We start from the raw sequence: 22268 nt of genomic DNA, 5'->3' as shown, positions 1-22268 counted from the left end.
GATCGCACTGATCACCGCCCTCTGGCGCTGCCCAGCCTGCCACCGCAACCCCAACGACTCCACCACACTTGGTCAAGGACCATGACCGAGCCCTGAACCAGGGGATTGACACCCCTCGACCCACCGCACCGTCGTCCGGCGAACCGGCAGCCCGTGCGGTGGTGTCAGGTGCTGCGGTAGTTGCTGTCATCACGGAGCAAGGTCCAAAAGCCAGGTGTGCTGGCCGCTGAAGTGTGCGAACGCGGCGGTGCAGCCGAACGGCCGGTTGAAGCTGAACGTGGACCGGCTCGGCGCACTGGGCCAGCACACCGCGTTGCGCGGGGCGGGAACGGGCTGGAGCCTGCGCGAGTACCGCCATTCCGCCCTCACCCACCTCGGTGAGCAGAAAGCTGACTGTTGACGCTGATGGCGAAGTCCCGGCACCGGAAACCGGAGAGCGTCCGCCGCTACTTCAAGCCGTCTCCGGAGGCGATCGCCGAGATCACCAGCCTGCTGGCACCAGGCGACGCCCGCCGGTGACCTGACCCCGGCAAGCTGATGGAAACAGTTGAGTTCCGGTCCCAGGATCCAGCTATAGTCCTGGTGTGGCCGTCGTAGCGATCTCTCGCCGATTTACCGGCCCCCTGGCCCCCGAAGGGCGCCGCAGGGGTCGGACCTCGCCACGTCTCCAGAGCTGAGCAGGCTGACCCCACCGTGCGGCCAGGCCCAGGGGCTGGGGGGTTTCCGAAACCCCGTCACTGCTCTTGGCCAGGAGGCCGACATGCCCGCTCACCTTTCCGCTGAACAGCTCGCCCGGGACCTGTCCGTCCGCGACCTCACCGACCCCGCCACTGGGCCGCACGCTCTCCAGCTCGTCCTCAACCGTGCCGTCGAGGCCCTGGCGGAACGCTGGGGATGCGAGGTCCGCTGGAGCCGCGGCGAGCGCACGGTCACCATCGAGGACAACTACGACAACCTCGGCTACCGCGCCGACGACATCACCCGCGACGCCCGGTACACCCGCTACGTCGACGACCAGAGCATGCTGCGCAGCCACTCCAGCGCACTGATCCCGGCGGCGCTGCGCGCGTTGGCAGCGGACCCGGCCGACGACGTGCTCCTGGTCTGCCCCGGACTGGTCTACCGCCGCGACAGCATCGACCGCCTGCACACCGGCACGCCCCACCAGCTCGACCTGTGGCGCGTCACCCGCCGCCCGGTCCCCATGACCACGACCGACCTGGACGACATGGTCACCACTCTCGTAGCGGGGATCCTCCCCGGAGCGAAGCACCGCCACGAGGACCGTGTCCACCCCTACACCCTTTCCGGCCGCCAGGTGGACGTGGACCGCGACGGCGAATGGATCGAGGTGGCCGAGTGCGGGCTGGCCCATCCGAAGGTGCTGGAGCGGGCCGGCCTCGACGCCTCATGGAGCGGCCTCGCCCTCGGCATGGGACTCGACCGCATGTTGATGCTGCTCAAGGGCATTCCGGACATCCGCATCCTGCGCTCGGCCGAGCCCTCCGTGGCCACCCAGATGGCCGACCTGGCCCCCTACCGGACCGTGTCCGTGATGCCCGGCATCCGCCGGGATCTGTCCGTTGCCGTTGACCATGATGACCTGGCCGAAGACCTCGGCGACCGGGTCCGCGACGCTCTCGGCCCCGACGCCGACTGCGTGGAAACCGTCGAGATCCTCAGCCAGACGCCCTGCACGGAGTTGCCACCGCGGGCCCTGGAGCGGCTCGGAGCCCGCCCGGATCAGAAGAACGTCCTCCTCAAGGTGGTCCTGCGGCACCTGGACCGCACCCTCACCGACCACGACGCCAACCTGCTGCGCGACCGCATCTACGCCGCCGTCCACCAGGGCAGCGCCCACCAGTGGGCGACAGTCAGCTGATGTGAGCTCAAGGCCGGCGCCTTCCCCGTGAGGGCGCCGGCCCGCCGGTGGGTCACGCCTCCTCGGACGTCCCAGGGGCGCGAAGCGGCCTCATCCCCCTGGAATCTCGGGCGGTCGAAACGTTTCGCATGCCCCCGATCGCTCAAGATCAGAGCCCCGGTGGATCAGATGTCGATGATGATGATCCCCGCCAGCGAGTCATACCCATGCGGGTACCGCGTGGCCTCGCCCGGCGTCGCGTACGTACCGCGGCAGGCCGCCTTCGAGAACACGGACGAAGTACGGCTCGCTGAGGTGGCCGCGGACTTCGGGGAGGTCGGTGAAGACCATGGTGTCCTCGGTCTCGACCGGTGCGGCGAGCGTGGCCGAGACCCGGGCCAGACGCAGGCTGTGGACCGGGGAGAAGACGTGCGCTTGGCAATCCGCGCAGGAACGGGATCATCCTGACCGGGATCCGGACGACGCCCTCGTGATCCGGGACACCGGTGGCGTGGCCTTCCGCCCACTCGGTCTCGCTGACCACGCGGTACATCTCCATGTCCGGCAGCCAGCCCTGGACGACGATCTCCGCCGTCTCGTCCTCCAACCACACGGTCGGAGAACCACCGTTGGGTGTGTCCGGGTCAATACCCCTGAACCGTAAGGCCATGACCACTGCCTCTGCCAAGCCGGTTGCAAGTCCTTGCGCCCACCACCGTTCCGCTCCCCTGACAGGCCGTCAAAAGCGCACGGACGCAGCCGGACGGCACGCGCCGCACGACGGAGGCCCGCAGCGGCCAGCAGGCATCGGGCCCGTGCTCTCGATCAGGCGGTGCGATGCTCGCCGAACGCCAAGGTTCCGGAGGAGACCTGGCCGGTCGTTCTGGGATTCGCCGGACAGGGGAGGCAGGGCAGGAGCACGATGCTGCGCATGCCGCCCAAGTCAGCCGAGAATCCGACCATCGCCCTCCTGCCCGCCGCCCTCAACCCGGCCGCCGAGCACGCGAGCAGCACCTCCGAGAACCCGGCCGCCCAGGTCGTGGCCGCCCAGGCCCGCCTGGACGTCGCGGCCGGCGAGGGCACCGAGCACATCATGATGCTGGCCACCGGCATCCTCATCTCCGCAGCCGCCGTCACCGAGAAGTTCGCCACGCACCAGGACATCGAGCCCGGCGAGCTGCTGCGCCGCCTGGCTGAGGACGTCCCGGCCGACGGGGAGGGCGACGGTGAGGGCCTGGTCCCGCGTCTGCTGTGCAGCTTCTTCCCCGCGGAGGGCACCGACCTGCGCACGTCGCTGAACGGCATCACTCAGACGATGGCCGGGATCTGAGACCGGAGCGAGAGCGACTTCTTCGACCTGGCCCTCCACACCGCTGCCTTCGCGGCAGCCCTGGCCACGTCGCTGATCAACCGGCGCGTCTACACCCTCGACGAGATCGTCAAGGCCGCCGAAGCCGTCCTCGACCCCACTCCGGACCCCGCCTGACCGAGCCCCGTCGCCCCGTCCGCACCACCCGGTCCTTCACTGAAAGGGAACTCGTGAGCACTCCCGGCACACCACCACTCCCGGCCGCAGCGCCGGGCCGGACCGCCGGCCCGAAATGATCGAACTCGCCGAGCACCTCGGCCTCCGGGAGGAGGCGGAGAGCCTGCGGGGCGACCGGCGGGCGGAGCAGTTCCTGCCGCGGCTCCAACGTGCCCTCGAACTGGCCGGCCTGCCCGCCAGCACCGGCCCGGGCGACCCCGGGATCGTCTTCGCCCCGGTCGGTGACTTCGGTGTGGGCTTCACCGCCGGTCCGTCGCGGTGGAGTGGAGGGTCGGGAGCGGCCTCGAAGCGCTCTACGACGAGAGCGAGACCGGGGACCCGGCGGACCGGCTCGTCCACACCGTGACCGGCGGCATCGACAACGCCCTGCGCCAGATCCTGCGCCAGTGCGACCTTCGCATCCTCCCTGCGCAATCCGCACGTCAAAGCCGGACCGGGGGCGCAGGCCCGGCCGCCGAGGGTGGCCGGGCGACCGGGACAGCCAGGTGCGGGATCTCCAGCAGCGTGAGGTCGGCGGTCACCCCGTCCAGGCGCTGCGGTGCTGAGCAGAGTTTGGCGGCGAAACGGCGTCTGGCCCTCCACCATGAGAAGTGGAGGGCCAGACGTTGGGTGGTGCGAGGTCAGTTGTTGTACAGCGCGGTGACCTGCTCGGAGGTGAGGGGGTAGGGGTAGGTGCGGACGTCGCTGGTGGCGCCGGCCGTCAGGTTGCCGACGGGGTAGTTGGCGGCGGCGTCGGCGCCGATGGTGATGGGGCCGGTGGCGTTCCAGGGGGTGGGGTTGGTGTCGGCGCCGGCGTACTTGCCGTTGACGTAGAGCGTCATGCTTCCGGTACCCGCGTTGAAGGTGGCCACCAGGTGAGTCCACACGCCCAGTTGGGGCGGGGTGGCGCCGTTGGCGTGGTGGTAGGTGCCGGTCCAGTAGTTGTCCGAGTCGGGCGTGACGAACGCGAAGGCGTTGAAGGCCTTGGAGTACTGGAGGTAGTAGGAGCCGCGCTCCTTGCCGTTCTGGGTGACGAAGGTCTGATAGCCGTCGGTGTTGTCGAGCTTGACCCAGGCGGAGACGGAGTAGCTCCTGCTGGTGTCGACCGAGGGGCTCGCGGTCTTGTAGTAGGCGCCGTTGAGGTTGGCCGCGCTGTTGGCGGTTCCCTTGTGGTCGGTCGTCCAGGCGGCGTTCCCGACGAGGGTGGCGGGGTTGGTGCCGCCGGAGTCGGTTCCCCTGGCGGTGCTGTTCAGCAGCCACTGGTTGGGGACCTGGGCGGTGGTGAGCACGGTGTCGGGGCCGGTCTGCCAGCTGTACTTCGGGGCGGTCGGGGTGCCGGCCCGCTTGCCGGTCCAGATCTGGATCTCGCCTGCCTCGGTGATACCCCACAGAGTGGGGTTGCCGTTACCGGTCAGGTCACCGTCAGAGCCGACCCGGGGCCACAGTTTGGTCGTCAGGGTGCCACCGATATCGGTCGGGGCGCTGATCGCGGTCAGGGTCGGGTACTGCACCGGGTCACCGAACTCGTCGGGGATGCTGCCGGTGCCGGTGGTGAAGGTGAAGCCGAGCAGCACGCCGGTTGCGGCATCCCTGGTCCACAGGCCGGGGTGGCCCTGACCGGCCCAGTCGCCAGGGGAGAGCAGTTCGCGGTTCTTCCAGCCGGTGGCCGCGAGCCGGACCGGGGTGCCGAGTTGGTTGGTGCCGATGGTCGGGTAGTACCAGAGCCCGGCGTCCCCGTCGGCACCGCTCTCCACGGTCAGCAGGCCGGACTTGTTGCGGAACTGCTTGCCGGGGTCCAGATCGGTGGCGACCGGGTCACCGACAGCGGCGATCTGACGGGTGGTCGACCAGGTGGTCGCGTATCCGGTGCACTCGGCGGAGCCGGTGGCGCAGCCGGGCTTGGCCAGCTCGGCCTTGTTGTCGAACCGTCCCTGGACGTTGGTGTTGCCCGGGTTCGGGTACAAGTAGAGCTTGGGTGAGCTGTCCTTATGGGCGAGCAGGTCGTCCACGTTCTTGCCGCCGCTGAAGGTGCCGCGGTGTGTGGTGCGGTAGTTGGCCCAGCTGTCCTTGTCGGGAGAGTCGGTGACCTTGGCGGCCAGCGAGGTGGCCGGGCTCTTGGCGACCGGGTTCCCCGGGACGGTGTAGGCGCGCAGGTTGCCGTTGGAGTCCGGGCTCAGCACGTCCGGCGCGCCGTCGCCGGTGACGTCACCGAACACCGGGGCCGGGCCGCTGGCGTTCCACGGTACGTAGAACGCGTAGGGCGAGACCTGGGAGTTGTTGCCGGCGTTGTCCTGGGCCTGGACGTAGAGGATCTGGGTTCCCCAGTTGCCCGGGGTGACCTGGATGCCCGCGGTGGGCATGGTTCCGCCGCACTGCCAGGCGGCGTTGGTGAGCTGCGGGTCGTAGCTCCATCGCAGGCAGGCCAGACCGGAGGTGAGTCCGCCCGAGGGGTTGGGGTCGGTGGCGGTGACCGGAACGGTGCCGCTCTGCCCCAGTGCGATCTGCGGGGTCTGTCCGTTGCCGGCGGCCGGGAACTGCTTGCTCGGGTCGGAGACCGTAGCCGGGAAGGAGACGTTGGGTGCGGTCAGGTCGACCTTGAAGTGGCAGTCGGGCGAGAACTGGGTCATGCCGACGCCAGGGAGGGTGTCCGTGGCGAAGGCACCCCAGCCGTAGTGGTGACCGTCCTTCAGGGCTCCGGCGGGAAGCTGGAACGGAGCGTTCGCGCCGCTGTTGACCATGCCGGTGTAACCGGAGGCGATCTCCGGTACGCCGCTCTGCGCGTAGTCCCAGATGTGGTACCAGCCGGCCAGCTGGCCCTGGACCGGGCTGGTGACGGTCATGTTGAGGCTGGCGTCGGCGGAGTTGACCCAGCCCCAGCTGTCCAGGCCGCTGTTGTCGCAGGCGTCGCTGGACCCGCCGGGGACGACGGTGTGCGGTGACGCGGGACCGACGTGCGGGTTGGTCGGCACGTTCGGTACGCGGTCGTACTCGATGGACAGCGCCGCCCCGTTGTAGTCGAACCGCTTGAAGGCGTTGCGGTCGCTCTCGTTGCCCTGGATCGTGAAGGCTGCGACATTCCAGCCCGCGGCGATGCCGTTCTTGACGATTGTGGTGGCGTCCCAGGTGACGGCGACGCTGCCGGAGCAGCCGCTCTGGCGGGCGCCGCCGACCTGCGCGGTGCCCAGGAAGTCGTAGCGGGCGGGCGGGTTGTTCCAGGTGGTGTTGCCGTCGAACTCCGCCGACAGGTAGGCGTTGACGCCGTACTTGTTGCTGCAGGACCAGTCGGAGGTGGAGTACTCGTCGACCTTGAGGGTGGCCTTGTTGACGATCGCGCCCTTGTAGGCGGAGACGTTGAACTGGTAGTAGGTCCGTTCGATTCCGTACGGGCTGGACCAGCCCTGGTAGCCGACGCCGGGCCGGTCGGCGCCGGAGCTGCCGGCCTTGTTGAAGTTGCTGGTGCCGGGGAAGCCCTGCTGGATCCAGGTCCAGGACTGGCGGTCCATGGTGGCGGGGATCCAGGACGGGTCGATGTAGACGGGGTACTTGGTGTCGGGGCCGGCCAGTACAGTCTGGTCGGCCGTCAGCTCCACCGCTGATCCGGTTGCCTTGACCGGCATGGTGGCCACCTTGGCTCCGGTGCCCGGTCCGTCCGCGTTGCTGGTCGCCATGGACGTGGCCGGTGCGGTGGGGGTGCTCTTGGGGGCTGGGGCGGCCTTGAGGGCGCGGGGGGCTGCGGCGGGTGCCTGCTGACTGCTGGAGTCCCAGATCAGCGGTGCGGGTGCGTGGAAGACGGTGGTGCCGGAGGCGTCCTTGGCCTCCAGGTTGCCGCCCTCGTCCGCGGTGACGGTGACGCCGTCGGCGCTGGTGGCGAACTTGAGGTTCTTCAGTGCCGGGTTGGCTGCGGCGTCGGCGTTCTTGACCACCAGCACGGTGGTGAAGCCGCCCTGTTCGCTGGCGGTCACCTTGAGGTCAACGCCGTTCAGGACCTCGGTGTACAGCGCCGAGTTAGCGGTGACCGCCGGCTTGGGCAGGGCGAACGGGGTGCTCACCGCGAGGCGCTTGCCGTCCTTGGACCTCATGGTCGCCAGCGGACCGTTGCCGCCGCCCGAGAGCACCAGTTCCGACGGCGTCGCCTTCGGAACGAGCGATCCACCGGGCCCCGCCACCAGGGAGGAGTCCAGGGCGACCCAGGTGTCCCCACGCTTCATCCGCTGTTGCTTGGGATGCTGGGTTTCCGACAGCTTTCCCGCCGGGGTGGCCACGGTCTCGGTGTACTCGGTGTCCAGCGACGGGATCGGCACCTCGACGCTGCTCTGCAGCGCCTTTGCGATGGCCCGGCTGGTCTCGTCCTCACTCAGGGGGCGCCCAGCTGCGGGCGGGGTGTCCTTGGTGTGGGCCGCGTCGGCCGCAGCGATTGTGGCGTCCAAGTCGGCCTGGCCGGCCGACCAGGCGGCGGGAGCGGCGGCCAGGAGGCCAGTGGTGAGGCCGAGGGCCGCCAAGAGCGCTGCCGCGGACGTTCTCGGGCGCTTCCGGGGCACCGAGAATTGACTCGGCGTCAGTTTTTGCACGGGCTTTTCCCAACCGAAGACTGCACTGGCGACGTTCGCACAGAGACCAATCTGAAAGATGATCCAGCATTGAGAGAACGTCAATTCGTTACCATCCTAAATGCCCGATTTGCCTTGTCTTATAGATCTTTCACAGGCATGTGGTGTGCATCACCGTGCTGCGATTTCATGATCACCTTGACGTGAGGGGATGCGCTCCCCGTAAATTTCGCTGCATATCTCACGGCCCGAGGATCGAGCCGACATGATCCGGGGGGGCGAATGAAGCTGGGAGCACCGGCCCTCTGGGCTCTTGCCATGGCCCTGCTCTCCCTCGTCCTCGGGGTCAGGGCGACGCCAGGCACCGCCCAACTCGGGGCGGTCGCAACAACGCTCACCGCGCACTACGGCGCGGCGCTGACCGCCGCCAGCACTGCCGAGCCGATGCGCAGCGACGATCTTGCCCCCATGGGCAGATCCGCCCGCTCCGGGAGTGACATCCCTCCCACGGAGCTGGGTCTTCGGCAGCCTTGCGTCCGCGTCGAGGTGCGCACCGACCAGGAGGTTGCGCAGCGCTTCACCGACCCCGGCGGAGGCGATTCCAGCCGCTGGCAGCTGGCGCAGGACTCGTCTGCCGGGAGCGGCCGCGCCAGGTCTCCGGTGCGCTGATTGGCAATCGCTCACGTACCCGGGCATAGCGATTCACTGCGCCGGGTTCCACTCCTTCACGCGTCCGCCTCCCCGCTTCCCGAGGGCCTGCCATTTCGCACGCGTCGAGCAAATTCAGCGGCCGGTCGAACCATCCGTTCAACGGGGGCGTGATCACATCCAAGATCACGCATATGTGACGGACTGTCATTTCCATCTAAAAGAAGGTAAATCTGCTGTGAAACCACTCTGGCGTGCATCGCGCGTGCGCTACCTATCCGGGCGAAGGCGTGCGGCTGCGGCTGCGGGTGTGCTCGGGCTGGCGGTCTCCCTCCTCTCGCCGGCAGCCACATCGGCTGCCGCCAAGGACACCGATCGGATCTGGAGCCCGGACGGCACTCCCCTGCCGGTCACCACGTCGGTCGAGGGGACAGCCGCCTCCGGCGCGAAACCGGCGCAGCCGCGGTACCAGGTACCCACGGACTGGACCCCCGCCACTGCGGACTCCAAGGCCAAGGCAGGGCTGCAGGCCGCTCCCCAGACCCTGGCTGCCTCCGCCGGCCCGGCCGGCGGCGACGGGACTTTCTCCGCTACCAGCCTCTCCCCGAGCAGCGCCTGGGCGTCCGGCGGGACCAGCGGAGCGTTCACCTACAGCTACCCGGTAGACCTGCCCCCGGCGCTCGGCGGTGCCGAGCCCGGGGTCGAACTCTCCTACGACTCATCCTCGGTGGACGGTCGCACCTCCTCGACCAACGCCCAGGCCTCCTGGATCGGTGACGGCTGGGAGTACAACCCTGGGTTCATCGAGCGGTCCTACCAGGTCTGCGACAAGCACGGCATCGACAACTCGGCCGACCGCTGCTGGGCCGGCGACAACGCGACCATGTCGCTCGGTACCCACTCGGGTGAACTGGTCAGGGATGACACCGCCGGTGTCTGGCACCTCAAGAACGACGACGGGACCAAGGTCGAGTTCCTGACCGGCGCCGCCAACGGCGCTGACAAGGGCGAGTACGTCAAGGTCACCGACAGCGCCGGGGTGTCCTACTACTTCGGCCTGAACCACCTGCCCGGCGGGGACAAGACCGACCCCGCCACCAACTCGGCCTGGTCGGTGCCCGTCTACTCGCCGAACGTCGGCGACCCCTGCTACGACTCGGCCAAGGGCAAGGCCTCCTGGTGCAACCAGGCATGGCGCTGGAACCTCGACCACGTGGTGGACCAGCACGGTAACCTCACCACCTACAGCTACTCCGCCGAGGCCAACAGGTACTCACGCGGCGGTGCGCAGAACCAGGGCAACGGGACCCTGACGGCCTACACCCGAGGCGGTGCACTGACGTCCATCGGCTACGGCCAACGGCTGGCCGACCAGATCACGGCCAAGGGAGCGAACAAGCCCGCCGCCAAGGTGCTGTTCACCGCTGCCGCCGAGGGCCGCTGCTCCACCGCGGGCGGGTTCAACTGCACCGGCGCGACGCTCGGTACGGCCAACGCCTCGCACTGGCCGGACGTCCCGTACGAACAGAACTGCGCCGCGACCGGCACCTGCACCACCTACGGGCCGACGTTCTGGAGCAATGTCCGGCTGGCCTCGATCACCACCCAGGTGCTGTCCGGCGGGAGCTACAAGGACGTCGACGTATACGCGCTGACGCACTCCTTCCCCGACCCGGCGGACACCACCAAGCCGGTGCTCTGGCTGGCCGGTGTCCAGCGGACGGGCAAGGACGGCGGGACGCCGGTTACGCTGCCCGCCACCACCTTCACCCCGGTGATGCTGCCCAACCGGGTGGACGGCACCAACCTGGTGCCAGCCCCTGCGGCGTTCCACCGCCCGCGGATCCAGATGGTCACCACCGAGACCGGTGGCCGCACCAACGTGGACTACAACCTGCCCGCCTGCTCACGGCTGAACAGCCGGATGCCGGCCTCGGCGGACACCAACACCAGCACGTGCTTCAACGTCAAGTGGTATCCGCCAGGCTCGGCTTCCGACGCGGACCCGGTGGACGACTGGTTCAACCGATACACCGTCAAGTCGATCGCCGAGAACGACCCGCTGACCGGAGCACCGCAGAAGATCACGTCCTACACGTACGGGCCTGCCGCCTGGCACCGGAACGACTCGGCCCTGACCGAGGCCAAGAGCCGTTCCTGGGATGTCTTTCGGGGCTTCGCCGACGTGACGATCACCACCGGCGACGGCGCGGACGGAGCCCGGACCCAGACCCGGACGACCTACCTGCAGGGCATGGACGGCGACCTCCTCACCTCGGGTGCCCGCCGTGCGGTCACCCGGGCCAACTCGCTGGGCGAGCAGGTCACCGACGACGACTGGCTGGCGGGACAGGTGCTGGAGAGCACCACCTACACCCAGGCCGACGGATCGCCCACCGCCTACACGGTGAACCGGGCGACCAACCCGGCGACCACGGCAACCCAGGCCCGGGGAGCCGGCATGCCCGCCCTGGTAGCCCGCTACAAGTCCACCAAGGTCACCACCACGAACCGCACTCTGAAGGCCGACGGAAGCTGGCGCACCACAGGCAGCGTGGTCGGCACCGACCCGGCCAACGGCAACCGTCAGGTGAGCGAGAGCCAGACCGCCGACGGCCTGGCCGAGGTCTGCATCCGCACCGAGTACGCCACCTCCACCAACCCTCAGCTGCATTCGCTGGTCAGCCGCAGGCTCACCCTGACAGGGGACTGCGGTACCACGGCCACCGCGGCAAGCACCGTGGCCGACACCCGCACGCTCTACGACGGCAAGGCGTTCGGCCAGGCCGGCGACACCGGCGACGCCACCGCGACGCAGAGCCTGGACCGCTACGACGGCACCGGCACCGCGCAGTACGTGACGACCGCGACCACCGGCTACGACACCTACGGCCGGGTGACCTCCACGTCCGATCCCACCTCGGTCGATATCCAGCATCCGACCGGCGCAGTCATCAGGACCAGCTACACCGGTGCTACCGGTGAACTGCCCACGGCCGTCACCGTCACCTCGCCCGCCCCGGGATCCGCCACCGACTGGACGGCGAGCACCCTGCTTTCCCAGGGCCGTGGGCAGGTCGTCACCCGAACCGATCTCAACGGGAAGGCCACCATCACAAGCTACGACGCTCTCGGCCGAATCACCGCGCTCTGGTTGCCCGGCCGGAGCACGGCACAGTCCGCCAACACCACCTTCGCCTACGTGGTCAACGGGACGGGCGGCCCGAGCAGCGTCACCACCTCCAGGCTCGCCGACGACGAGCAGTACCGAACCGTCACCGTGGATATCTACGACGGCCTCGGCCGCGTCCGCCAGACCCAGACCACTCCGGGGATCTCGGCCTACCAGGGCCGCATGATCTCGGACACCTATTACGACTCGCACGGCCGGACGGCCAAGGCCAACACCGCCTGGTACAACGACGACACCGCCCCAAACGGGACCCTGTTCACCACCGGTGACGCCCAGGTCCCCGCACAGACCAGGACGTCCTACGACGGCCAGGACCGCCCGACCGCGTCGGTCTTCTACTCTCTCGGCCAGGAGCAGTGGCGGAGCAGCGTGGCCTATCCCGGAGCCGACCGGACCGATCTCACCCCAGCTCAAGGCGGCACTCCCACCTCGACGGTGACCGACGCCCGGGGGCGGGCAGTCCAGCTCTGGCAGTACCGGACCGCGACGGCGACCGGGAACCGGGCGGACGCCGACGTCACCACCACGGCATACACCGTCGGTGGACAGGTCGCCACCCGCACCGACTCCACCGGCAAGAACGTCTGGAGCTACGAGTACGACCTCCGGGGCCGTTCGACCAAGCTGCGCGACCCCGACACAGGCACGAGCACCACCAGCTACGACGCCTCCGGCCGGGTACTGACCCGGACCGACGGCCGGGGTGTCGCGACCACCCGGACCTACGACCTGATCGGCCGTCAGGTGGCCCTATTCGAGGGGACCACCACGACCGACCCGACCAAGCAGCTGGCCGGCTGGAGCTACGACTCGATCGCGAACGGCAAGGGCAAGCCGGCTGCCTCGACCCGCTACGTGGGCGGTACCTCCGGCGACGCCTACACCAGCAGGGTCTACGGCTACGACGACGGGTACCGATCCACCGGCTCGGTGCAGACGCTGCCCGGCAAGGTCGTGGGTCAGACCGGCCCGTTCAGCTACGCGACTCGCGCCTCGTACAACCCGGTGAGCGGCAGTCTGAAGGCGACCAACACTCCGGTGCTGGCAGACCGCCCGGCCGAGACGATCAACTACACCTACGACGTCAACGGACCGATGCTGTCCTTCGGCTCAGCCTCCACCACCTATGATCTGTCCACCAACTACGACGCCTACGGCCGGCCGGTCCGCACCACCGTCAACCCGTGGGGCACTCAGATCGTCTCCACGGTGAACTACGACGAGGCCACGGGGCGCGTGCTCTCGCAGTACGTGGACAAGCAGACCGCCGCCACCGGCGCGACCCAGCAGACGGGCTACACCTACGACCCGTCCGGACGGGTCACCTCGGTGCGGAACGTACCGGACAACGCCCCCGCCCAGACCGACCTCCAGTGCTTCGGCTACGACTACCTCGGACGTCTGAACGAGGCATGGACCGACCGGGGCACCGTCACCACCAAGCCGCAGCCGTCGGTCGCAGGCCTCGGTGGGTGCACCGCCACGACCCCGGTCAAGACCGCCATCGGTGGTCCCGCGCCGTACTGGCAGAGCTACGGCTACGACCTGACCGGTAACCGGACGAGCCTGGTCAAGCACGACCCGGCCGGAAGTCCCGGTGCCGACGTGACGGTCACCCAGACCTTCCCGACGGCCGGGCTGGCCAACAACGGCGACGGCACCGGCGGCCCGCACGCGCTGCAGGCGGGTACCGGCGACGCACCGGCCACGTACCGGTACGACGCGGCCGGAAACACCACCGCGATCACCACCACGACCGGCGCCAGCACCCTGAGCTGGGACGTCGAGGGCAAGCTCACGCGCTACTCCAAGCCCGGTGCCGGCGGTTCGACCGATTACGTCTACGACGTCTCCGGCAACCTCCTGGTCCGGTACGAGGCGGGGAAGATCACTGCCTTCCTCGGAGCGGACGAACTGACCTACGACGTGGCCTCAGGGAAGTCCTCCACAGTGCGTTCCTACACGCTGCCGAACGGCCTGACCGCCGTGCGCAGCGGGACCTCGATGACGTTCCAGATCGCGGACCCCCACGGCACCAACACACTCGCCCTCGACGCCACGTCTCTGGTCGAGGCACGGCGTCCGAGCGACCCGTTCGGCAACGCCCGAGGTGCCCAGGCGGGCAGCTGGACCGGCAGCCGCGGCTTCATCGGCGGACTCAAGGACGACGGCACCGGCCTGACCACCCTCGGTGCCCGGCAGTACCAGCCGAGCACCGGACGCTTCGTCAGCCCGGACCTGCTGCTGGCGGGTGACAACCCGCAGCAGTGGAACGGCTACGCGTACGGGGACAACGCCCCCACCTATCTGACCGACCCGACCGGTCTGATCCCGGACGGCTGCGGCACCGAGGGCGCCTGTTACGGGTACAGCCCGGGCGCGGGCTGCCCCGGCGGGTGCGGCAGCACGGCCAACACGGACTGGGGACAGAGCAAGGGACTCACCCCTACCAAGGGCGGCGGCTGCCGACCCGGGTACTGCGGTGTACCCAAGGCACCGCTCACCGCGAACGACAAGGCGTCGAACGCGCGAACCGCCAAGGCTGCTGCGTCCAACTGCACGGGCTCGATGCCGTACGGCTGCATCAAGGCGACCTCGAAGGTGACCAAGAAGCCGAGCGCAGTCACGGTCGGACTGCAATGGATCAGCGGCACCGGCCCCAAGGAGATCCATTTCGGTCCGGGCGACGAGTTCACCGAGGAGCTGCGCCGGGACCACTCGATGGACGTGGTCCGGGACCTGATCGGCAAGGGCATCGCCAAGGGCAAGCAGTCCGACAAGCTCGGGTACAACGTGCTCAGCCGCGAGGGGGCCTACCGCCTGTTCGAGGACTACACCGACGTGGTCACGCTGGGTCTGACCGCCGGAATCAAGGATGCCGGCTCGGGCGGACGGTACGGCAGTGCGACCTCGGTGTTCGTCGGGTCCTACGACATCTCGTACCAGGTGAAGTCGGTGGACAAGAGATCCGGCGTCGCCGATGTGGAGATCACCGTCACCAACAAGACCACCTTCAACTCGCTGGTGCACCCACCGGTGCTGCGAAACTTCTGGGACAGCTACATTGGTGGGCCGATCAACCGGGCAGCGGACGCGCTCGGCGGGCCGATATCAACCAAGACCCAGTACGCGACCTGGTCGGAAAGCATGGTGATCAAGTGAGCAGGCGGTTGAAGATCGCTGCCGGAGCGCTGGCCACCCTGCTCGCGCTCCTGCTCGGCTACGGCATCTCCACCGACGACCTGTCCGGCGGCGACGCGAAGGCCTCCGACCTGGTCGGTACCTGGCTGGGTCCGGACGGGGCGAGGATCTCCTTCGCGGCAGACGGCACCTTCGCCAGCCAGGACTACCCAGTCGAGGTCTCTCCCGCGACCGGACAACCGGTCCGCCGGGCCTCCGACAGCGGTGCCTGGGACCTGGCCGGCACGGCGAACTCGCCCGGCGACCAGGAGATCGAGCTGACCTTCCTCAACCCGGCCGACGGCACCAGGTACGGCGGTCGATTGAGGGCACTGGGGGCATCAGCCTCCAAGGGACTCTCCGTCTTCTGGTCGGAGGATGCCACTACGAAGATCGTCTTCAAGCACGTCGGTTCCTGACCCGCTGACCCACCACCGGCCCGATCTCCGGCCGAACTGAGCGCGCCCGTGTCGGGCGGACGGCCCTTCGACCATCCGCCCGACACGCTGCCGACTTCCTTCGTCACTGATCCGGCAGCGCTCCCAGCGGGCACCTCACCCGGCCCCGCGCCCGACGTCGAGCGTCAGCACCGGCCTGCTCCACTCACATAGCGGCTGCGCCCTCGCCGGCCGCCCCGCCCCTTCCGCCTGTCCCGGCCTGGCTCCCTGCCGCCATGGGAGCGGGGGTCCGGCCAGGGGCCGTACCTGCGGTCGTCACTCTTCACGACCAAACCTTCTGACGTTCTGTCATTTCCTTTCAAGAAAAGGTAAGTCTGCTGTGAAATCAATCTGGGGTGAAGCGCGTATGCGTCACCTATCGGGCCGAAGGCGTGCGGCTGCAACTGTGGGCATGCTGGGTCTGGCGGTCTCCCTTCTCTCGCCGGCGGCCACATCGGCTGCCGCCAAGGACGCCGACCGGATCTGGAGCCCGGACGGCACCCCGCTGCCAGTCACCACCTCGGTCAAGGGAACAGCCGCCCCCGGCGCGAAGCCGGTGCAGCCGCGCTACCAGGTCCCCAAGGACTGGGCCCCCGCGACAGCGGACTCCAAAGCCAAGTCGGGACTGCAGGCAGCACCCCAGGCTCTGGCTGCCTCCGCCGGCGCGGCCGGCGGTGACGGGACCTTCTCCGCCACCAGCCTCTCCCCCAGCGGCGGCTGGACCGCCGGCAACGCGTCCGGCTCCTTCACCTACGGCTACCAGATCCAGGTGCCTCCCGCCCTGGGCGGCAGCGCACCCGCGGTCTCGCTCTCCTACGACTCGTCCTCGGTGGACGGCCGGACCTCCTCCACCAACGCGCAGGCATCCTGGATCGGTGACGGCTGGGACTACAGTCCGGGCTTCATCGAACGCTCCTACTGGGGCTGCGACAAGCACGGCATCACCGGCTCCGGCGACCTCTGCTGGGCCGGGAACAACGCCACCATGTCGCTCGGCGGACACTCCGGAGAGCTGGTGCGCGACGACACCACCGGCACCTGGAAGCTGAAAAACGACGACGGAACCAAGGTCGAATTCCTGACCGGCGCCGCCAACGGCGCCAACCAGGGCGAGTACGCCAAAGTCACCGACAACGACGGCAACTCCCTCTACTTCGGCCTGAACCACCTGCCCGGCGGGGACAAGAGCGACCCGGCCACCAACTCGGCCTGGTCGGTGCCCGTCTACTCACCGAACGCGGGCGATCCCTGCTACGACTCGGCCAAGGGCAAGGCCTCCTGGTGCAACCAGGCATGGCGCTGGAACCTCGACTACGCCGTCGACAGCCGGGGCAACCTGACCGTCTACAACTACGCCACGGAAGCCAACAACTACTCGCGCGGCGCCGGCCAGAACCAGGGCACCGGCACACTGACCGCCTACAGCCGCGGCGGAGCCCTTACTTCGATCGGATACGGCCAGCGCCTGGCCGACCAAATCACGGCCAAGGGCGCCAACAAGCCCGCTGCCAAGGTCCTCTTCGCCACTGCCCCCGAAGGCCGCTGCTCCACCGCCGGCGGGTTCACCTGCGCGGGCGCGACCATCGGCACGGCCAACGCCTCGCACTGGCCCGACGTCCCTTACGACCAGAACTGCGCCGCCACCGGTACCTGCAACAACGCCGGCCCGTCGTTCTGGAGCAACACCCGGCTGTCCTCCATCAGCACCCAGGTGCTGACCTCGGGTGCCTACCGCACCATCGACAGCTACGCGCTGACCCACTCCTTCCCCGACCCCGCCGACACCAGCAAGCCCGCTCTGTGGCTCGCGAGTGTCCAGCGCACCGGGCAGGACGGCGGCACGATCGCGCTGCCGGCGACCGCGTTCACCCCGGTCATGCTGCCCAACCGGGTCGACGGCACCAACCTCGTGCCCGCGCCGGCCGCCTACAACCGCCCCCGGATCCAGATGGTCACCACCGAGACCGGCGGCCGCACCAACGTCGACTACAACCTCCCCGCCTGCTCCCGGCTGAACAAGACGATGCCGTCCTCGGCCGACAGCAACACCACCACCTGCTACAACGTCAAGTGGTACCCCCCGGGTTCGGCAAGCGGCGCCGACCCCGTCGACGACTGGTTCAACCGCTACACCGTCAAGTCGGTGACCGAGAACGACCCGATCACCAACTCACCCCAGAAGATGACCTCCTACCAGTACGGGCCCGCGGCCTGGCACCGCAACGACTCGTCGCTGGCCGACACCAAGACCCGCACCTGGGACCAGTTCCGCGGCTTCGCTAACGTCACCGTGACCACCGGTGACGGCCAGGACGGCGCCAAGGGACAGACCCGGACCAGCTACCTGCAGGGCATGGACGCCGACACCCTCGCCTCCGGGTCAAAGCGGACCGCCGCAGTCACCAACTCGGCCGGTGAGCAGCTCACCGACGACGACTGGCTGAGCGGACAGGCGTACGAGACCGGCACCTACACCCAGGCCGGCGGCAGCCTCACCGCGTACACCACCACCAAGGCCACCGGCCCGGTCGTCACAGCCACCCACGCCCGCGGATCGGGACTGCCCGCTCTGACAGCCCGCTACGCCGCCACCAGCACGACCGTCACCAACCGGGCCCTCAAGGCCGACGGGGGCTGGCGGACCACCGGCAGCACCGTCACCACCGACCCGGCCAACGGCAACCGTCCGGTCAAGACCTCGGACACCGCCGACGGCCTGCCCGAGCTGTGCACCCTGACCTCGTACGCGACCTCGACTAATCCGCAGCTGCGCTCGCTGGTCAGCGGGCGCACCACGGTGAGCGGCGCGTGCACCACCCCCACGGTCGCCAATACCGTCTCAGGTGACCGCAGCTTCTACGACGACAAGCCGTTCGGCCAGGCCGGCGACACCGGTAACCTGACCACCGGACAAGTACTGGACCGCTACGACGGCACCACGGCCGTGTTCGCCACCAAGGGCACGAGCACCTACGACCTCTACGGCCGAGTCACCTCCGCCACCGACCCGAACAGCACCGACGGCCAGCACACCGGTGGTGCGGTCACCCGCACCACCTACAGCTCCGCCGGGGCCGGTGAACTGCCCAACCAGGTCACGGTCACCTCGCCCGCACCCGGCTCGAGCACTGACTGGACCGCGACCACCACGCTCGCCCCCGCAAGGGCACTGCCCCTGACCACCACCGACCTCAACGGCAAGGTCACCACCCAGACCTACGACGCGCTCGGCCGGCTGACCGCAGTGTGGCTGCCTGGGCAGCCGACCAGCGCACTGGCGAACAAGAAGTACGACTACGCGGTGAACGGGACAAACGGTCCCACCACCATCACCACCTCGGCCCTGCCCGACACCGACCGATACCGCCAGATCAACGTCCAGATCTTCGACGGCCTGGCACGGCTGCGGCAGACACAGAGCACTCCAGGCGTCTCCGCCTACCAGGGCCGCCTCATCTCCGATGTCTACTACGACTCGCACGGCCGACCGGCGAAGGAGAACCCCTCCTGGTACAACGACGACACCAGCCCCAACGGAACCCTGTTCGGCACCAGTGACGCCCAGGTCCCGGCACAGAACCAGACCGTCTACGACGGCCAGGACCGCCCGACCACCTCGGTCTTCAAATCCCTGGGCCAGGAGCAGTGGCGCTCCAGCACGAGCTACCCCGGTGTCGACCGCACCGACAACAACCCGGTCCAGGGCGGCACTCCAAGCTCCACCCTCACCGACGCCCGGGGCCGAACCATCCAGCTGTGGCAGTACCGGACTGCTACCGCAACCGGAGTGATCTCCGACGCCGATGTCACCGCCACCACCTACACCCCCGGCGGCCAGGCAGCGTCGAGGACCGACGCAACCGGCAAGAACAGCTGGACGTACAACTACGACCTGCGAGGCCGGCTGATCGCCAGCACCGATCCGGACGCCGGGGCTGGGACCCGAAACTACGACGGCGCAGGCCGGCTGACCGGCACCACTGACAACCGCAAGGTCACTCTCACCCGAAGCTATGACTTGATCGGCCGTCAGACCGGCCTCTTCGAAGGCCAGTCAACGACTGACCCGGCCAAGCAGCTCATGGCCTGGAGCTACGACTCCGTCGCCGCAGGCAAGGGCAAGCCTGCCACCGCCACCCGGTTCGTCGGAGGTGCGACCGGCGATGCGTACACCAGCAAGGTGTACGGCTATGACGAGGGCTACCGTTCCACCGGCACCACCCTGTCCATGCCGGGCAAGGTGATTGGCCAGACCGGAACCTTCAGCTACACCACCCGCGCCTCGTACAACCAGGCCACCGGAACTCTGAAGGCCACCAACACCCCTGCCCTGGCGGACCGTCAGGCCGAGACGGTCAACTACACGTACGACGTCAACGGGCCGATGCTGAGTTTCGGCTCGGCAACCACCACCTACGACCTGTCCACCAACTACGACGCCTACGGCCGACCGGTCCGCACCACGGTCAACCCCTGGGGCACCCAGATCGTCTCCACCGTCAACTACGACGAGGCAACCGGCCGGACGGTCTCCCAGTACATCGACAAGCAGACCGCCTCAACCGGAGCCACCCAGCAGACCAACTACACCTACGACCAGGCCGGGCGCGTCACCTCCGTCAAGGACATCGCGAACAACACTCCTGCCCAGGCCGACCTGCAGTGCTTCAGCTACGACTACCTCGGCCGCCTGAGCGAGGCTTGGACCGACAAGGGCGGCGTGACGGTCAAGCCGCAGCCCTCCGTTCCCGGTCAGGGCAGCTGCACCAACGCCACTCCGGCGCAGTCGAACGTAGCCGGTCCCGCCCCGTACTGGCAGAGCTATCGCTACGACGTCACCGGCAACCGGACGAGTTTGGTCAAGCACGAGACGAGCGGTGACACTACCGTCAGTCAGGCATTCCCCACGCCGGGCAAGGGCAACACCGGCGACGGCACCGGCGGCGCACACGCACTGCAGAGCAGCGCAGGTAGTTCCTATACCTACGATGCTGCCGGTAACACCACCAGGATCTCCACGTCCGCAGGCAGCAGTGACCTGGCTTGGAACACCGAGGGCAGGCTCTCCGCTCTCACCGACCCGTCCGGCTCAACTGGGTACCTCTACGGACCCAACGGTTCCTTGCTCGTCCGCACGACGTCAGGCAAGACCACTGTCTTCCTGGGATCGGACGAACTGACCTACGACACGAGCACTGGTACTGCGAAGCTCGCCGATGTCCGGTATTACACGCTGCCCAACGGCCTCACTGCCGTCCGCAGCGGGGCGTCGATGACCTTCCAGATAGCCGATCCGCACGGCAGCAACACGCTCGCCCTTGACGCCACCACCCTGGCCGAGTCCCGTCGACCCATGGATCCGTTCGGAAACCCGCGCGGGGCCCAGCCCACCAGCTGGGCCGGGGACAAGGGCTTCGTCGGCGGAGTTAAGGACGACACCACCGGGCTCACCGCCTTGGGCGCCCGTGAATATCAGCCCGGCAGCGGGCGGTTCATCAGTCCCGACCCTGTGCTGGACGACGGGGATCCGCAGCAGTGGAACGCCTACTCCTACAGCAACAACGCGCCGACCTACCTGAGTGACCCCACGGGTCTGCGGCCCGAAGGTGCCTGCAGCGGACCGTGCAACGACGGACGTATCGAAACCTGGTCAGGCGGGCCTGGTAACTGGACCTACACCCAGGTCTTTCCGCCCGACTCGGACAATAACGTCAAGGTCGACCACATCGAGTTCAGCAAGAAGCCGACGAACTACACCGTCACCATCAAGGTCAAGCCCGCTCCGCCGAAGCCGGCCGCACCCAAGCAGGGCTACAGCATCGCGTCCGACCCACGACGCTGCGGTTACGTCATGGGCACCAACGTCTGCGGCGCGGACAACATGCGCAAGCCCACCGGCTCGGGTAAGGACCTTCTCTGGGGCATGCCCCGGCTCATACCGTCAACCCTGGACTTCGTCACCAAACTCGGCCCTGGCTGCTGGTTCCAGGAAGAAGCCTGCGCTGGTCACCTGGCTGAGAAGTGGGACGAATACGCCAAGTCGCATGGTGCAGACACCGACAGCGACCTGTACGGCGACGGTGAGACACTCGCCAGTATCGCGACCCTCGCCATCGGTGCCGAGGGCGTCGTGGTCAAGGCCGCCCGCGAACTCGAAGCCGCATCGGTGGCCGGCTCTGCCGCCAAAACCGCAGAAGCGGCGGAAGGCGCGAATGCGGGAGCTGCGGGAAGGCCGTCCTTCCGCGACGACCTGTCCCACATCTTCCGGAACGACCGAGGGCACTACGCGGACGATACGCCTGCCAACCGGGCTGCCATCGAGAGCGCGGTGAAGCCGGAGAACCTGAAGTTGAGCATTAACCTCGGAGAAAATGGTGCGAACGGCTCTCTCCAGAAGTACTTCATGGACCTGCCCGACGGATCACAGGTCTGGGCTGAGGTCCGCAACGGCAACACCATCACCAACGGTGGACTGAACCCGGCAGGAAAGGCGAAGAAGTTCTGATGACCAAATACACCATGGCGCTGAATGAGCGGGAGGCTTTCCTCGCCATGTCCAAGTTCGTATGGCAGTTCGCTAACCGCGCGGGCGACGACCTGCTCACTCTCCTTGGCGACATCCACATCCACGAGGATGGCGAAACAACCGATCCGGCTGCCTGGGATGACTGGATCAAGTGCGTGCGTGAAGTCATCGCTGAACGTAACCACTGACGCTGACACATGAAGGGAGGCTCGCGATCGGCACTCGGTCGCGAGCCTCCCGCATGTCACGCCATCAATTGCCAGGGGTCTGTACGGTCATCGGCTCTGGCTCACATTCGGTGGTGACGGAATGTGCGCTTCGTGGCGGAGTGTGATGGCGGGAGGTCAAGGA

The 22268-nt window shown here is 68.3% G+C and carries 8 protein-coding genes and 1 pseudogene; 8 read left to right on the top strand and 1 reads right to left on the bottom strand.

The window, feature by feature from the left end; genetic code table 11:
* Window positions 1–295: 295 nt before the first annotated feature.
* From ACIRPK_RS22665 to ACIRPK_RS22655, 3 genes and pseudogenes are all read left to right on the top strand, one after another.
* Window positions 296–519, top strand: a pseudogene (locus ACIRPK_RS22665) (site-specific integrase); the annotation flags it as partial.
* Between the two features lie 241 nt (window positions 520–760).
* Window positions 761–1882 (top strand): hypothetical protein, encoded by a 1122-nt coding sequence (locus tag ACIRPK_RS22660; protein ID WP_403041086.1) that lies wholly within the window; start codon window positions 761–763, stop codon window positions 1880–1882.
* 910 nt (window positions 1883–2792) lie between these two features.
* Window positions 2793–3191 carry a hypothetical protein gene (locus ACIRPK_RS22655; RefSeq protein ID WP_403041085.1) on the top strand — a complete coding sequence of 133 codons (399 nt, stop codon included), beginning with the start codon at window positions 2793–2795 and terminating at the stop codon, window positions 3189–3191.
* 836 nt (window positions 3192–4027) lie between these two features.
* On the opposite strand, the gene ACIRPK_RS22650 is transcribed toward ACIRPK_RS22655, so the two are convergent.
* Entirely contained in the window at window positions 4028–7885 is a 3858-nt protein-coding gene (locus ACIRPK_RS22650; RefSeq protein WP_403041084.1) for a LamG-like jellyroll fold domain-containing protein, read from the bottom strand.
* A gap of 366 nt (window positions 7886–8251) precedes the next feature.
* Between ACIRPK_RS22650 and ACIRPK_RS22645 the strand changes: the two genes are divergently transcribed.
* From ACIRPK_RS22645 to ACIRPK_RS22625, 5 genes are all read left to right on the top strand, one after another.
* Window positions 8252–8602: a hypothetical protein gene (locus tag ACIRPK_RS22645; RefSeq protein WP_403041083.1), complete on the top strand. Its 351-nt coding sequence runs from the start codon at window positions 8252–8254 to the stop codon at window positions 8600–8602.
* Window positions 8603–8891: 289 nt separating this feature from the next.
* On the top strand, window positions 8892–14936 hold the full coding sequence (locus ACIRPK_RS22640; protein WP_403041082.1) for an RHS repeat-associated core domain-containing protein: 6045 nt from the start codon (window positions 8892–8894) through the stop codon (window positions 14934–14936).
* Window positions 14933–15373: a hypothetical protein gene (locus ACIRPK_RS22635; RefSeq protein WP_403041081.1), complete on the top strand. Its 441-nt coding sequence runs from the start codon at window positions 14933–14935 to the stop codon at window positions 15371–15373. The genes ACIRPK_RS22640 and ACIRPK_RS22635 overlap by 4 nt, the downstream gene beginning before the upstream one ends.
* A gap of 430 nt (window positions 15374–15803) precedes the next feature.
* The gene (locus tag ACIRPK_RS22630) at window positions 15804–21896 is read left to right on the top strand and encodes an RHS repeat-associated core domain-containing protein (protein ID WP_403041080.1); all 6093 of its coding nucleotides are present in this window, start codon (window positions 15804–15806) and stop codon (window positions 21894–21896) included.
* Entirely contained in the window at window positions 21896–22105 is a 210-nt protein-coding gene (locus ACIRPK_RS22625; RefSeq protein WP_403041079.1) for a hypothetical protein, read from the top strand. The genes ACIRPK_RS22630 and ACIRPK_RS22625 overlap by 1 nt, the downstream gene beginning before the upstream one ends.
* Window positions 22106–22268: the final 163 nt, after the last annotated feature.

It is taken from the genome of Kitasatospora sp. NPDC101801, from assembly GCF_044766665.1.
Taxonomy (GTDB): domain Bacteria; phylum Actinomycetota; class Actinomycetes; order Streptomycetales; family Streptomycetaceae; genus Kitasatospora.
The sequence above is the reverse complement of the archived record's forward strand: the minus strand, read 5'-3'. Positions and strand labels throughout refer to the sequence as shown.

Excerpts from the sequence above, each read along its gene's own strand:
- ACIRPK_RS22645 (WP_403041083.1), top strand. The coding sequence starts at position 8,252 with ATGGCCCTGCTCTCCCTCGTCCTCGGGGTCAGGGCGACGCCAGGCACC.
- ACIRPK_RS22630 (WP_403041080.1), top strand. The coding sequence starts at position 15,804 with ATGCTGGGTCTGGCGGTCTCCCTTCTCTCGCCGGCGGCCACATCGGCT.
- ACIRPK_RS22655 (WP_403041085.1), top strand. The coding sequence starts at position 2,793 with ATGCCGCCCAAGTCAGCCGAGAATCCGACCATCGCCCTCCTGCCCGCC.
- ACIRPK_RS22660 (WP_403041086.1), top strand. The coding sequence starts at position 761 with ATGCCCGCTCACCTTTCCGCTGAACAGCTCGCCCGGGACCTGTCCGTC.
- ACIRPK_RS22625 (WP_403041079.1), top strand. The coding sequence starts at position 21,896 with ATGACCAAATACACCATGGCGCTGAATGAGCGGGAGGCTTTCCTCGCC.